Genomic DNA, 13,711 nt, shown 5'->3' on the forward strand with positions numbered 1-13,711 from the left:
CTCTGCCAAAAGGGGCCTCGCAATGGCCCTTACCGCCCAGTTCACCCGCCTGCCCGACCTGGCGAGCCTGGCCCCCCGCTGGCAGGCGCTGGAATCCCGCGCCGCCGCCAGCTTCTTCCTCGGCTGGACCTGGACCGGCGCCTGGCTGGAAAGCTACGGCGTCCGCCCCGAACTGCTCGCCGTCACCGATGGGCAAGGCAAGGACATCGCGCTCGCCTTGTTCGGCCACATCATGCAGCCCCGCCTGCTGGGCCGCATCGCCACCCTGTCGCTCAACCAGTCGGGCGACGCCTCCGCCGACCGCCCCTTCATCGAATATAATGGCCTGCTGATTGCCAAGGGCCATGAAAAGGAAGCGACCGAAGCCGCCCTCAAGGCTTTGCAAGAACGCAACGACTGGCGCTCCCTCCGCCTCGGCGGCATCGCCCCGGACTCCCCGCTTCTTAAAATCCCCGCCCGTCGCAAGACCCGCATCGACCGCTCTCCTGTTTATCAGGTCGATCTCGAGGCCGTCCGCGCCTCCGACTATCTGTCGCTGCTCAGTTCCAACAGCCGCAGCCAAATCCGCCGCGCCATCAAGGACCATGGCGGCGCACTTCCCGGCATCGCCAGGGCCACCCCAGCCGACATCGCGCCATGGCTGGAGGAAATGCAGGCCCTCAACGCCGGTCGCCACGCCGACAATGCCTGGGATGACCCCGCCTTCCGCCGCTTCGCCGCCACGCTCGCAAACCGGGGGGGGGCTGTCGAACTCCTCCGCTTCACCGACAGCGGCGGAACAGTCGGCCTGCTCCTCAATTTCCTCCACGACGACACGGCGATGAACTATCAGTCCGCCTTCGCCGCCCCTCGCACCGCCAAGGACAAGCCCGGCCTGCTTTGCCACGCCGCCGCCGTCGATCATTATGCGGCACGCGGCTTCCACCTCTATTCCCTGCTGGCCGGCAAGGACCGCTACAAGCAAAGCCTCGCCACCGGCGAGGAGGTGCTGGAATGGTGGCAGATCGACCGGTTCAGCCCCCGCCTCGAAGCCGAAGCGTGGCTCCGGAAACTCCTCAGACGCCCAGCTTCCGCATGATCCGATAGGCCATCCGCCGCATCCCCTGCGCCTCCGGCCTTGCACCGATCCGCCCGACCGGCAGCCCGCGCCGCCGCAGCATCGCGTTCAGGCTGTGCAACTCACCCTCGGCCACGCTCCGCTCCGACCGCCAGGTGACGGACAGGCTGATCGACACCGACGGCCCGTTCTCGACAAAATGCGGCGCCTTCACCGGCACATGGATGGCGTCGCCCGGCAGCAGCGTCACCGCCATGCCCCGGTCCCGAAACCCGTCCCGCCAGTCCAGATTGCGATGCCCGCCCGCATGGAACGCCTCGCTCTGCACGGCGGGCACCAGTTGCTCATCGCCCGCCGGAAAGACGGTCATGGTCTTCTCGCCCCTGATCTGGAGCAGGATATTATGCTCCGGGTCCATGTGGAACGGCGTCACGCTGCCGGGCGAGGAGAGGAAGATGAAGGCTTCCCGATGCAGCATCGGCCCGGTCTCCCGCTCCACCAGCGGGGCCAGTTCGGCCAGCGCCCGGTCCAGCAGCGCGCCATAAGCCGCATCCCGCTCTACATTCTTCAGCACCGCCCAGCTGCCGTTGGTCTCGATGGTGCGGATCGTCTCGCCCAGGGTCAGCCCGTTGGAGGGCGTATCCTCCGCCCGCACGCCCAGCGGCAGCTTGCCCAGATTATATTCCACAGACGCGGCAGGCATCCGTTCCGCCAGGCTGGCCAGAGCCTCCAGCGTCAGCAACGCATGCCCCGCCAACCCATGGCTCAATTTCGCCGCCCGGTCAGGATAAGCCGCCGTAAAAGCCGCCCGCGCCCCTTCCGGAAACACCGCCGCCTCGATGGTGCTTACCGCGTTCATATCTGCCCCTTCAGTCGACGCCCCAGCGCCTCCACGCCATTGGCCAATGCAAAGGCCAAGCTCCGCCCCGCACCGCGCAGCGCGATCCGATATTGCGTGATGGTCCGCCGCTCGCCCCATAGGCTGTCGATCATCGGATGGTCCACCGCCGCGCAGCTATCCATCCAGCCGATGCCCGGATCGCTCAAAACCGCTTGCAGATTGGCGATCTCGATCAGCACACCCGGCGAAAAGCGTCCCAGCGCCTCGTCAAAGGCGATCTTGAAGGAAAAGGCGCCTTCGCCATGCCGGAAATTGACCAGCATCGCGATCGCCCGGCCATCCAGGTCCATGCGCAGGAAATGCAGCCGTCCGCTTTCGAACGCCGCCGCGCAGGCGGTGCGGAAGAAAGCCGCGTCATCGACCTTGCAGGCCAATGCCGATCCTTCGCTGCCCTTCCAGCCCGAAGCCTCCAGCGCCAGAAATTCCCCGCACCATGCCGCGAGTTCCGCCCCATCGACCAGCAACCGGCTTTCGACCCTGCCCAGTTCCGCAAGCCGCTTCTGCAGGCGCCGCAATTCCTTGCGCTTCTTGGCCCGCACATGGGTTTCCCAATAGGTGTCGGCATCCAGTTCCGACCGCAGCATCGCGCGGTCGTAGCGATGCACCTCATGCCGTCCGCGCCGCTGTTCGACGCAGAGCGCCTCCAGCGCCGCCGCATTCGCCCCCGCCGCATCCAGCCCGCGCAGATACAGGAAGCCGGGTGCCCAGGGGGCCTCGTCCAACTGTCCAAGCAGGCTGCGCCACGCCGCGACTTCCTCGCCCCGCCGGATCAGCGGCGCGCCGAAGAAGCAATGGTCGTGCATCCAGTTGGTGACGCAGCGTAGCGGCAGCCGCCCATGCCGCGGCGCGACCACCACCGGCATCAGCCCGATCAGGTCGCCGTCCCGCTGCGCCTCCAGCACGCGCACCGTCGTGCCGCCCGCCAGATGATCCAGCGCCGCGCACAGCATTTCGGGCATGTAGAAGGCATTGGCTTCCGCCGCCTCGTCCGCCAGCGCGGCCCAGCGCGCGCGCTGCACCGGCGCATAGGCGTGCGCGCTTGTCAGGGCAGGATGGGAAGCCATGTCCATGGTTCCGGCCATATCCAGCAATGATTAGGGAAAGGCTAATTGCAGGCGAACAGGGGAAAATTTGGCGGTTTTGCGTCGAAGTTCACACCATATGCGCGCGCGTGCCTGGGCGCGCGTATGCGAGGCGGATTTTCATCGCACGTTTCAAAGAGGGGTGGGGGATAGGGCGGTGGGGTGGAATAGGACAGGCCGAAATGGACGCCTGTCGGAGGAATAGGATGTTTTTTGGGGAGGCTGTTGCTGGCGGGCCACCTATTTTGAGTGGGGTTTATCAAAATCCTCCCTACGCGAAGCGTGGGGAGGGGGACCGGCCGAAGGCTGGTGGAGGGGAAATGGCACGACCTGCGTATTTCCCTTCCACCACGCTTCGCGCGGTCCCCCTCCCCATCCTTGATGGGGAGGAACAGGAGAGGGTCGCTTTTCACCCCAAGCCGTCATTCACCCTCAATGCTTGCCCGGCTTGCTCGATGTTCCCTTGGCCGTGGGATTGATCAACTGCGCCCCCGCCGGCAGGGCCGTTCCGCCCATGTCCAGCTTCTGCGATTCGGCCTGGGCCACGGTCAGCGGGTTGTCGCGTTCCTTGATCGCCGCCCTGGTTTCCGCGTCGGCCTGTTCGTCCGAAGCGCCGCCTCCCGCGCCACGGCTCCACCCAAGGATGATCGACATGCGCCGGTTGCGCGGGTCATAGACATCGCCCTTCGCGAAAGGCTCGCGGTCGGCCACGCCCTCGATCCGGGCGAAGCGGTCATTGCCGATGCCGCTGGCGGCCAGCGCCTTGCGCGTCGCTTCGGCGCGGGCGGACGACAACATCCAGTTGTTCATCGTCTGCCCGGAACTGTAGGGCAGGCCGTCCGTATGCCCGCGCACGATCAGCGGATTGGGCATGGTCCGGATCGTTTTCGCGACCTCGTCCACCAGTCCGCGGGCCTGCGGCAGCAGGCGGTCCGTGCCCATGGCGAACATGGCGAAGTCAGCCTCGTCGATCAGGTCGATGCGCAGCCCTTCGCGGGTTTCCGTGAAGCGGATATTCTTGCGCAGCCTGGCCATGCCCTGACGCTTGGCCATGCGCGCCTCCAGTTCCTTCTTGATCGATTCGAACTTGGCGCGGTCAGCCGCCTTGGTGGCCTTGCCGCCCTGATCCTTCGTGCCGCTGGCATCGCGCGGGATGGTGATGGCGAGATTGCCCTGACCGCCCGTGGTCGGATAATTTTCCTTCGCCGTCATGCTGTCGCCGCCGAACATGCCGTTCGACCCGGCCGAACCTTCCTTCACCTGCACCAGCGTCGGCGTGAAATAGTCGGCCAGCCCCTTGCGCTGCTTTTCCGTGGTCGCGCCCAGCAGCCACATCAGCAGGAAGAAGGCCATCATCGCCGTCACGAAGTCGGCATAGGCGACCTTCCACGCGCCGCCATGATGGCCGCCATGGCCCTCGACGACGATCTTCTTGACGATGATCGGCCGGGGTTCCGGCTCGTTCGCGCCGCGTTTCTTGTCCGCCATGGCTTATTTGCCCCGCATGCCGTCGAACACTTCGGCGAAGGCCGGCTGGTTCGCATGGGTCAGGCTGGAGCGCGCCGCTTCGATCACCAGCGGCTGGGGATGGCCATGCAGCGACGCGACGATGATCTGCTTCACGACATGGTACATGGACCCGTCCGCCTCGATCACGGCGCGGCAGCGATTGGCGAAGGGATTGACCATGCCATAGGCCAGCAACACGCCCAGGAATGTGCCGACCAGCGCCGAACCGATCATGGCGCCCAGGACCGCCGGGGGCTGGTCGATCGAGCCCATGGTCTTGACCACCCCCAGCACCGCCGCGACGATGCCCAGCGCGGGCAGCGCGTCGGCCAGTCCCTGAAGATTGTCGGCGGGTTTCAGCGATTCATGATGATGGGTCTTGAGCGCATTATCCATCACCTCCTCGACCGCATGCGGGTCGAGCGTGCCTGACGACACCACGACCAGGCGCAGCGTGTCGCTGATCAGGTGGATCAGCGTCTTGTCGCCCATCAGGCGCGGATATTCGGAGAAGATGGCGGAGCTGGCCGGATCCTCGATATGCGGTTCCAGCGCCACCGGGCCTTCGACGCGCAACGTCTTCATCAGCTTGGAGACGAGGAAGATGCAGTCGAGAAAATCCTGCTTCTTGTATTTCGGCCCCTTGAACACCTTGGCCAGGCCGCCGACCAGCGCCTTCAGGTCCGCCCCGGAATTGCCGATGATGAGCGCCCCGACCGCCGCGCCGCCGATGATGAGCATTTCGTGGGGCAGGGCGTGCAGAACCGGGCCGATGTCGCCGCCTGTAAAGATGAAGCCGCCAAACACCATGGCGAGCAGCACGACCAGGCCGATGATTGCGAACATGATTATCCCCGAAATTCTGCCCGAAGGCGCCGTCTTGATCGAAGCATCGCATGAACGACGCTCTCGATTGGTTAATACGGCTTGGTCAGGATGTGATTTAGGGCGCCGGTCGAAAAAAGGGTGGCGATGTTTTCGACCGGAAACGCTTCCCTTTCAGCCAGTTCGTCCAAAGTGCAGCGTGTTCCTGCGAAGGCAGGAACACGGGGCGCTTGGGAACTTCGCTTATTTGATCAGGTCGAACAGCGTCTGCCGGTTGATCCGGGCAAAGGCGGACTGCGCCGCATCCAACTGGAGCAGCTTGGCGGAAACCGAGGAAATGACTTCGGTCAGGTCGGTCGCTTCCAGATCGTCGCGCCGTTCCTTGAGGTCGATGTCGACATCCGTGAGGCGCGTGGCGATCACGTCCAGCCGGTCGCTGCGCACGCCCTGCTTGGTCTGTTCCAGCACGACATGGTTCTGCCCCGCCTTGATGGCGTCCAGCGCGGTGGCGACGTCGGCGTCGACGCCGCTTTGCAGCGCCGTGATGCTTTGGGCCAATATGGCGTCCAGCGTCATGGGCGTGCCGTTGACCATGATCCCTTCGGACACTTCCTGCCGCGTGCCGACCACCGCCAGGTTGAGGCCGCGGCTCACCGGAACCAGCACGCTCTGCCCATCGTCGAAGGCGGGGACGCCACTATAGTCTTCCTGGTTTAGCAGCGAATCGATGGTTGAGCGAATCGTCGTCATTTCCTGGACGATCGCCGTCTTGTCGTTGGTGTTGAGCGATCCGTTGCGGGCGCGGGTCATCAATTCCTGCGCGCGGGTCAGCAGCGCGTTCATCTCGCCCAGATTGGCTTCGGCCGTGTTGGCGCGGGCCGCGCCCGTGCTGACATTGGACTGCCATGCGGCCTGCTGCGCCTGCGCCCGGCCGATGTCCGACACCTGCACCCAGGCAAGCGCGTTGTCCGACGGCTTGGTGAGAGTCTTGCCGGTCGAAATGGCGGTCTGGCCATCAACAATGTCCTGGGAAAGCTGCTGCTGACGACGGATTTCCGCCAGAAGGGTCTTGTTGGTGATGCCTACCATGTTCGGTTCCTTGCCCTTCAGATGATCTGCAGGATCGCGTCGACGGTTTCCTTCGCCACCTGAAGGATTTTCGCGCAGCCTGAATAGGCCTGCTGGATGCGCAGCAGGTCCGCCGCCTCCATGTCCAGGTCGACGCCGCTGACCGTTTCGCGCGCGGCGACGGCCTGGTCGCTGCGGCTCTGCGCCGTGGTCTGTTCCGCCTTGGTGGAGGAGAGGAGGTTGGCGTGGGTCGCGATCAGCGCGGTCCACCCCTGTTCGACGCTGCCGTTGCCGCGCAATGCGGTCGATACGGTCAGCAGATTGCCGTTCGGCGTGCCGTCCGACGATTTGACGGCAAGCTGGGCGGGGGCGCTGATCAGCGCGGTGACGGTTGCGGCGCTGGTTCCGGACAGCAGCGCCGCGCCGGCCGTGCCAGGATTGCCGTCGGTCAGCCCCTGTCCATGCCAGGCGTTCATATTCGTCACGAACTGCTGCGCCAGCGTGTCCAGGCTGGCGCGGCGATCGGCCACCGTAACGGCGGCGGAAAAAAGCCCCCCCAGCGCGCCGCTGGTCGGCGCGGCAAGGGCGGTGCCGCCGCTCGTCGCCAGTGTCAGCGTGCCGTTGGCATTGGTGGTGAGCGCCAGGGTGGTGGCGCTGTCGCCCTGCACCAGCGTCTGCCCGTTCAGCGTCACCTGCGCCTGGTCATGCGCGCCGAAGCTGACGTCGATATTGAGGTTGGACGACAGCGTGCCCAGCGCCGCGTCGCGGCCATCGAGCAGTTGCGCATAGGCCGAGGTGCCCGGTTGCGCGCGCAACAGGCTGTTGTTGATGTCGGCGAGTGCGGAGAGCGCCTGATTGATGGTGGTCACGGACGCCTGCGCCTCGGTCGAGATGCCGCTGGACACTTGCGTCAGGTCCGCCGCCGTCTGATTGAAGGCCTGGGCGACGCGGCTGATGCTGTCCAGCGTCGTCACGCGCAGCGAATTGTCGTTCGGGCTGGCGGCCAGCTTGTCCATATTCTGGAACATGCCGGTCATGAGCTGGCCGACGCCGGTTTCCGTGTCGTTCAGCGCCGTTTCCGAATCGGTCAGCCAGCGCATCCGCGCCACCGCGCTGCCAAGCTGCGTGTTGGTGTAGCGCACCGTCGCGTCGAGATAGGGATCGGTGGCGCGGTTGATGCTCTTGACGTCGGTGCCGCCGAAATTGGCGCGGGAAATATAGACCGCCATGGTCGCGGTGGAGGAACCGGACTCGACCGTCGTCACCGACCGGCGCGAATAGCCTTCGGTGCTGGCGTTGGCGATATTCTCCGACACTGCCGCCATGGCGGTGCGATAGGCCTTTGTGCCGGAGGCGCCGATGATGAAGAGGTCGCTCATTCCGCCTTATCCGTGGGGCTGGCGGGCGTGGATGCGCCGGTCCTGGCCCCGAACTGGTGCATCAGCATCTCGGCGATGCCCAGCGTGCCCCGGCCTGCCATGCTGTCGGCGGTACGGGCGTCGGCCATGTCGCGGAATTGATCGGTGGCGCTGGAATCGCTGATGCCCTCGGCCAGGCTGGCCGAGCGCATCGCGCCCATCATCTGGCGCAGGAAGATCGCCTCGAACTGCTGCGCCGCCTTTTCCAGGCTCGCCTTGCTTTGCGCGCCGCCCGTCCGGGCCGTCGTTGCCGAGGTCGCACCAATCTGCATCACAACACCACCAGTTCAGCCTTGAGCGAGCCTGCCTGCTTGAGCGCTTCGAGGATCGCGACCATGTCCGCGGGGGAGGCGCCGATGGCATTCACCGCCTTGACTATATCGGCCAGAGAGGCGCCACCTTTAAAATTAATCATCGGCCGCTTTTCCTGATCGATCGAAATCGAACTGGATTGCTCCACCGCCGTCTGCCCTCGCGAGAAGGGGGCGGGCTGGACGACGCGGGGCGATTCGTTGACGCTGACCGTGATCTTGCCGTGCGCGATGGCGGCGGGGTGGATCTTCACCGCGCCGTTGATGACGACGGTGCCGGTGCGGGCGTTGACGATGACCTTGGCGGGCGCATCGGCGGGCAAGACTTCGATATTCTCGATCAGGCCCATCATCATGATGCGGTCGGTCGCGCCCGGCGCTGCGTCGATGGAGACCGAAACCGCGTCCGTCGCCCTGGCGCGACGATCGCCGAAGGTGCGGTTGATGCCGTCCGCCACGCGCAGGGCGGTGGTGAGGTCGGCTTCCGACAGGTTGAAGGTGAGGGTTGGGGCGGTGTCGAAGCCGGTGGCGACGGCGCGTTCGACCGTCGCGCCGCCTGGAATGCGGCCCGCCGAGGGAATGTTGACCGACACCTGGCTGCCGTCCGCGCCGGAAACGCCCAGGCCGCCGACGGCGAGGTTGCCCTGCGCCATGCCGTAAATCTCGTTATCCGCGCCGCGCAGCGGGGTCATGATCAACGTGCCGCCGCGCAGCGACTTGGCCTTGCCCAGCGCCGAGACGGTGACGTCCAGCCGCTGGCCGGGCTTGGCGAAGGCGGGCAGGTCCGCCGTCACCAGCACCGCCGCCGCGTTCTTGAGCGCCGGATTGATCCCTGGCGGCAGCGTCAGGCCGAAGCGCGAGACGACGCCCTTCATGCCCTGCGTCGCATAGTCCAGGCTGTCGTCGCCCGTGCCCGCAAGGCCGACGACGATGCCGTAGCCGGTGAGCTGGTTGGGACGCACGCCCTGGAATGTGCCCAGATCCTTGATCCGCTCCGCATGGGCGGGAGCCGCAAGCAGCGCGAGCAGGGGGAGGAGGAAACGAAACAGGCGGGTCATGGCGTGCATGTCCATCAGAAGGGGCTGATCATGGAGAAGAAGCGCTGCAACCAGCCCTGTCGGCTGGCGCGGGCGATTTCCCCCTTGCCGGTGTAGATGATCTTCGCGTCGGCCACGCGGGTCGATGCGATGCGGTTGTCCGGGCCGATGTCTGCCTGACGGACGAGGCCGCTGATCTGGATGAATTCGTCGCCGCGGTTGAGCGTCAGCGCCTTTTCGCCCTTCACCAGCATCGTGCCGTTGGGATAGGTCGCTGCGATGGTCACGGTGATCTCGCCATTCAGGGCGTTGGATTGGGTGGCGGCGCCCTTGCCGGTGAAGGCGTTGCTGCCGCTGGAGCCGATGTCGCTGGCGGAGAATAGCTTGGAGAGCGGGCCGGTGCTGGGCGGCGTCAGCGCGATGCTGCCGTCGCGGCTGGTGTCGGCGCTGTTGCTCTTGGTCGCCTGCGTCCGTTCGACCAGCACGATGGTGATGATGTCGCCCACGCTGGTCGCCCGCGCCCCGCTGGTCAGCGGGGTATAGCCCATCGACGCCTGGAAGATCGATCCGTTCGCCGCCGGGGCGGCAGGAGCGGCAACGACCGAGGGGGCATAAAATTGCCGCTCGGCATCGCGCTTCTTGCCGGCCATGGCTGGGGCGGCGGCGAGGGCGCAGAGCAGGACGCCGGCAATTGCCGTTCGTCCTGCGCGAAGTCGAAGGATGCGGCCGACCGAGAGGGAGGCCACTGCGACAGGCTCAGTGGAAGGCTTCGACAGGCTCAGCCCGAACGCTTGGATGGGGTTATGCATCGTCAGGCTCACAACTGCTGGTTGGCGTATTGGAGCATTTCGTCGGTCGCCTTGATCATCTTGGAATTGACCTCATAGGCGCGCTGGGTTTCGATCATGTCGACCAGCTCTTCCACGACATTGACGTTCGATGTTTCCAGATAACCGGAGCGGATCGCCCCCCGGCCGTCCAGCCCAGCGACGCCGACCTGCGGCGTGCCGCTGGCGGCGCTTTCCTTCAGCAGATTGCCGCCCACCGACTGAAGGCCGCCCGGATTCATGAAGCTGGCCAGTTCGATCTGGCCAAGCTGGGTCGGTTCGGTCTGGCCCTGAAGCGTGGCGGAGACGGTGCCGTCATTGCCGATGGTGATGCTGGTCGCGCCTTCCGGCACGGTGATCTGCGGGATCAGCGGCAGGCCTTCGCTGGTGACGACGACGCCTTCCGCCGTGGTCGTGAAATTGCCCGCGCGCGTATAGGCGATGGAGCCGTCGGGCTGCTGCACCTGGAAATAGCCCGACCCCTCGACCGCCATGTCCAGCGTGTTGCCGGTCTGGTTCAGCGTGCCCTGCGCGTTGATCTTGCTGGTGCCCTGCAACGCGACGCCCGATCCCAGATTGAGGCCGGTGGCGAACTTGTTCTCGCTGTCGCTGTTGGCGCCCGCCGCCACGATCTGCTGATAGGCCAGCGTCTCGAAATCGGCGCGGTCGCGCTTGAAGCCGGTGGTGTTGACGTTCGCGAGGTTGTTGGCGATCACGCGCATCTTCGTGTTCTGCGCGTCAAGGCCGGTGCGGGCGACGTGAAGGGCTGCGTTGGTCATGGCTCAAATCTCCGTAGGGCCGTCAGGCTTGCTCATTGAAAAGCAAGAGCCGTGCCAATATTAACCATCAATCCAGGCGCATCAGCGAAGCGCCGCCGTCATCCAACTGCTTGGCGGTGTCGATCATCTTGACCTGGGTTTCCCAGGCGCGGCTGGCCTCGATCATCTGCACCAGCGCCGATGTGGCGTTGACGTTCGATCCTTCCAGCGATCCGCCGGTCACGCTGGCAAGCGGATCGTCGGGCAGCGCGCCGCCATTCACTTCGCGGAACAGGCCGTCCGTGCCCTTGGCGATGCTGGAGCCGACCGGGCTGACCAGCTTCAGCTTGTCGACCTGCTGCGGATTGGCGGGGTCGCCGCCCTGCGGCACGCCCCAGATGCTGCCGTCCCTGGCGATGGAGATGCTGTCCATCTGCGGCAGGGTGATGGGGCCGCCTTCGCCCAGCACGGCCAGGCCGTCGCCGGTGGTCAGCAGGCCACTGTCCGTGATCTTCAAGTCGCCCCGGCGCGTATAGGCTTCGCCGCCGTCCGGACCCTGCACGGCGAGCATCGCATCGCCGTTCATGGCCACGTCCAGCGGATTGCCGGTTTCGGTGACCGCGCCTTGCGCCATGTCGGCGGCGACCACCTGTTCGGATGCCTGCGCCCGCGTGTTGAGGCTGTCGCCCTTGATCCAGCGCGTCTCGGCATTGGCGATTTCGGCGCGGAAGCCGGTGGTGTTGACGTTCGCCAGATTGTTGGAGATCGCCGCCTGCCGCGCCATCGCGCCGCGCATCGCAGTGAGTGCCGTATTGACGAGCCGGTCCATGGGTGAGTCCTGTTCCTTGCGGGTGACCGTTAATCCAACCCGTTCGCCCTGAGCGAAGTCGAAGGGCACTGCTGAGGCGGCGCCGAAGCGCTTCGCCTTGCTCAGCGGCGGGCTTCGACTTCGCTCAGCCCGAACGGAAAATTATCAGGTCCGCATGTTGACGATGGTGGTCGACAGCGTGTTGGCCGCTTCGATCGCCTTCGAATTCGCCTGGAAGTTCCGCTGGGCGGAGATGAGGTTGACCAGTTCTTCGGTGATGTCGACGTTGGAACGTTCCAGCGCGCCCGAACGAACCGAGCCGAACAGGCCGCTGTTGCCGGTGCCCAGCATCGGCGCGCCGCTGGCGTTGGTGGCGGTCCAGTGGGCGTCGCCGCTCTGGCGTAGCCCTTCCTGGCTGTTGAAGGCGGCGATGGCGGTCGCGCCCAGATAGGCGGTCGATCCATCGGCATAGACGCCGGTGATCTTGCCTTCTTCCGACACGCCGACGCTGGTCAACTGGTTGCCGGTGCCGCCATCAGGCCAGTTGGTCGGAATCTTGAGGTCGGTGAGCGACGCGGGAGTGAGCGTGCCGGTCACGGTAGGCGCGCCGGTCGTCGGATCGAGAGGAATGACCTGAAGCCGGGCGCCGGTGGTGTCGACGACATAGCGGTCTTCCTCGACCGAGAAAGCGCCGTTGCGGGTATAGCCGATCTGGTCGTCCGCGCTGCGCTTCACCGTGAAGAAGCCTTCGCCGGTGATGGCGAGGTCCAGAGTCTTGTCGGTGGTTTCAATCGTGCCCTGGGTGAATTGCTGGCTGATGCCCTGGGTGCGGACGCCCTGGCCCGCGACCTGCGTGGTCGTCTGCATCGGTGCGGCGGCGAAGATGTCGCCGAACACGGCCTTGCTCTTCTTGAAGGCGGTCGAATTGACGTTGGCGACGTTGTTCGCCGTGGTCGACAGGTCGGTCTGGGCGGCCTTCAGGCCGGAAAGCGAGATGTAAAAGGACATGGCGTTGCTCCTTGGGTGAAAGGATACTGGGTTGAATCAGGCGAGAGAAATGGCGTCGGACGGGCTGTAGCTGCCCAATGGGGTGATGAGTTTCGATGAACTGCCGTCAGCGGGTGACTGGACGGCTGCGATGGTGGCCCAGCTCGCGACGCGGCTGGGGCTGGCGCCGTTGACCTTGATCTTCAGCGCATCGGTGGCGATGGTGTTTCCGGCTTCGTCCTTGCCGTCCCAATAGAAATTGATGTCGCCCTTGGGCTGATCGCCCAGGTCGATGGTCTTGAGGACATTGCCGTTGCCGTCGATCAGGTCGACCGAAGCGCCGCTGGTGGGGGCGGCGAAGCTGACCTGGCCCATATATTGGCCGGCGGCGTCCGGCGCGGCGATATTGCTCTGCACCAGCATGGACTTGCCGATCCAGCTTGCCGCGTCGCCCAAACGGCTGCCGCTCATTTCCGAAGCCAGATTCTTCAGCGTCTGGTTCATTTCGGCGATGCCGCTGCTGTTGGTGATGGTCGCCATTTGAGCGACCATCTGCGCGTTATCGACCGGTTCGAACGGATCCTGCGTCTGCATCTGCGCGGTCAGCAGGCGCAGGAAATCCGCCTGGCCCATTTCCGACTTGCCCGTGCCGACCTTGGCATAGGGGTTATAGACGGACAGGCCCGCGCTGTCGGTGGCGGTCGTGGTCGTCATTTGCCGATCCTTATGGTTTCGAGCATCAGGGATTTGGCGGTGTTCAGCACCTGCACGTTGTTCTGGTACATGCGGGCGGTCTCGATCATGTCGACCAGTTCCGCGCTGCTATCCACGGCGGCTTCCCATACATCGCCATTGGCGTCGGCCAGCGGATGGTTGGGGTCGTGGCGCTTGGTGGGCTGCGCATTGGTGGTGACGACATTCTGGACCTTGACGGTCGAGACGCCGGGGCTGTCGGTGACGGACTGGAACACCGGCTTGATCGCGCGATAGGCCTCCGCCGCGCTGCCGGTGACATTGCCCGCGTTCGCCATGTTGGACGCGGTGGCGTTGAGGCGCACCAACTGCGCGCTCATGGCGCGGCCAGCGATGTCGAAGACGTTCATGGGACCGGAGCCACTCATGC

General features: G+C 65.3%; 15 protein-coding genes. 1 reads left to right on the top strand and 14 read right to left on the bottom strand.

The window, feature by feature from the left end:
- Nucleotides 1-22 precede the first annotated feature (22 nt).
- Complete coding sequence (locus NUH86_RS16280) at nt 23-1,078, top strand: GNAT family N-acetyltransferase (protein ID WP_267250454.1); 1,056 nt, start codon at nt 23-25, stop codon at nt 1,076-1,078.
- On the opposite strand, the gene NUH86_RS16285 is transcribed toward NUH86_RS16280, so the two are convergent.
- The 14 genes from NUH86_RS16285 to flgC form a co-directional block, all read right to left on the bottom strand.
- Nucleotides 1,056-1,916, bottom strand: coding sequence for a cupin-like domain-containing protein (locus NUH86_RS16285; protein WP_267250455.1), 861 nt, complete (start codon nt 1,914-1,916; stop codon nt 1,056-1,058). The genes NUH86_RS16280 and NUH86_RS16285 overlap by 23 nt on opposite strands.
- Complete coding sequence (locus NUH86_RS16290) at nt 1,913-3,028, bottom strand: GNAT family N-acetyltransferase (protein WP_267250456.1); 1,116 nt, start codon at nt 3,026-3,028, stop codon at nt 1,913-1,915. Before NUH86_RS16290 ends, NUH86_RS16285 begins: the two co-directional genes overlap by 4 nt.
- A 444-nt stretch (nt 3,029-3,472) precedes the next feature.
- Nucleotides 3,473-4,528, bottom strand: a complete 1,056-nt coding sequence (locus NUH86_RS16295; RefSeq protein WP_267250457.1) for a flagellar motor protein MotB — start codon at nt 4,526-4,528, stop codon at nt 3,473-3,475.
- A 3-nt stretch (nt 4,529-4,531) separates the two neighbouring features.
- The gene (gene motA, locus NUH86_RS16300) at nt 4,532-5,395 is read right to left on the bottom strand and encodes a flagellar motor stator protein MotA (RefSeq protein ID WP_267250458.1); all 864 of its coding nucleotides are present in this window, start codon (nt 5,393-5,395) and stop codon (nt 4,532-4,534) included.
- A gap of 222 nt (nt 5,396-5,617) precedes the next feature.
- Nucleotides 5,618-6,463, bottom strand: coding sequence for a flagellin (locus NUH86_RS16305; protein WP_267250459.1), 846 nt, complete (start codon nt 6,461-6,463; stop codon nt 5,618-5,620).
- Between the two features lie 17 nt (nt 6,464-6,480).
- Nucleotides 6,481-7,821: a flagellar hook-associated protein FlgK gene (gene flgK / locus NUH86_RS16310; protein WP_267250460.1), complete on the bottom strand. Its 1,341-nt coding sequence runs from the start codon at nt 7,819-7,821 to the stop codon at nt 6,481-6,483.
- Nucleotides 7,818-8,132, bottom strand: coding sequence for a rod-binding protein (locus tag NUH86_RS16315; protein ID WP_267250461.1), 315 nt, complete (start codon nt 8,130-8,132; stop codon nt 7,818-7,820). The genes flgK and NUH86_RS16315 overlap by 4 nt, the downstream gene beginning before the upstream one ends.
- A complete protein-coding gene (locus NUH86_RS16320; RefSeq protein ID WP_267250462.1) occupies nt 8,132-9,229 on the bottom strand; it encodes a flagellar basal body P-ring protein FlgI in 1,098 nt (365 codons plus the stop codon). Before NUH86_RS16320 ends, NUH86_RS16315 begins: the two co-directional genes overlap by 1 nt.
- Before the next feature lie 14 nt (nt 9,230-9,243).
- Nucleotides 9,244-9,858, bottom strand: a complete 615-nt coding sequence (locus NUH86_RS16325) for a flagellar basal body L-ring protein FlgH (RefSeq protein WP_267252168.1) — start codon at nt 9,856-9,858, stop codon at nt 9,244-9,246.
- 167 nt (nt 9,859-10,025) lie between these two features.
- On the bottom strand, nt 10,026-10,814 hold the full coding sequence (gene flgG / locus NUH86_RS16330; protein WP_267250463.1) for a flagellar basal-body rod protein FlgG: 789 nt from the start codon (nt 10,812-10,814) through the stop codon (nt 10,026-10,028).
- 67 nt (nt 10,815-10,881) lie between these two features.
- Nucleotides 10,882-11,622, bottom strand: a complete 741-nt coding sequence (locus NUH86_RS16335) for a flagellar basal body rod protein FlgF (protein ID WP_267250464.1) — start codon at nt 11,620-11,622, stop codon at nt 10,882-10,884.
- A gap of 144 nt (nt 11,623-11,766) precedes the next feature.
- Complete coding sequence (locus tag NUH86_RS16340) at nt 11,767-12,609, bottom strand: flagellar hook-basal body complex protein (protein WP_267250465.1); 843 nt, start codon at nt 12,607-12,609, stop codon at nt 11,767-11,769.
- 36 nt (nt 12,610-12,645) lie between these two features.
- The gene (locus NUH86_RS16345; protein ID WP_267250466.1) at nt 12,646-13,302 is read right to left on the bottom strand and encodes a flagellar hook assembly protein FlgD; all 657 of its coding nucleotides are present in this window, start codon (nt 13,300-13,302) and stop codon (nt 12,646-12,648) included.
- Complete coding sequence (gene flgC / locus NUH86_RS16350) at nt 13,299-13,709, bottom strand: flagellar basal body rod protein FlgC (RefSeq protein WP_267250467.1); 411 nt, start codon at nt 13,707-13,709, stop codon at nt 13,299-13,301. The genes NUH86_RS16345 and flgC overlap by 4 nt, the downstream gene beginning before the upstream one ends.
- Nucleotides 13,710-13,711: the final 2 nt, after the last annotated feature.

Origin of the sequence: Sphingobium sp. JS3065, from assembly GCF_026427355.1 — a bacterium.
Lineage (GTDB): Bacteria > Pseudomonadota > Alphaproteobacteria > Sphingomonadales > Sphingomonadaceae > Sphingobium.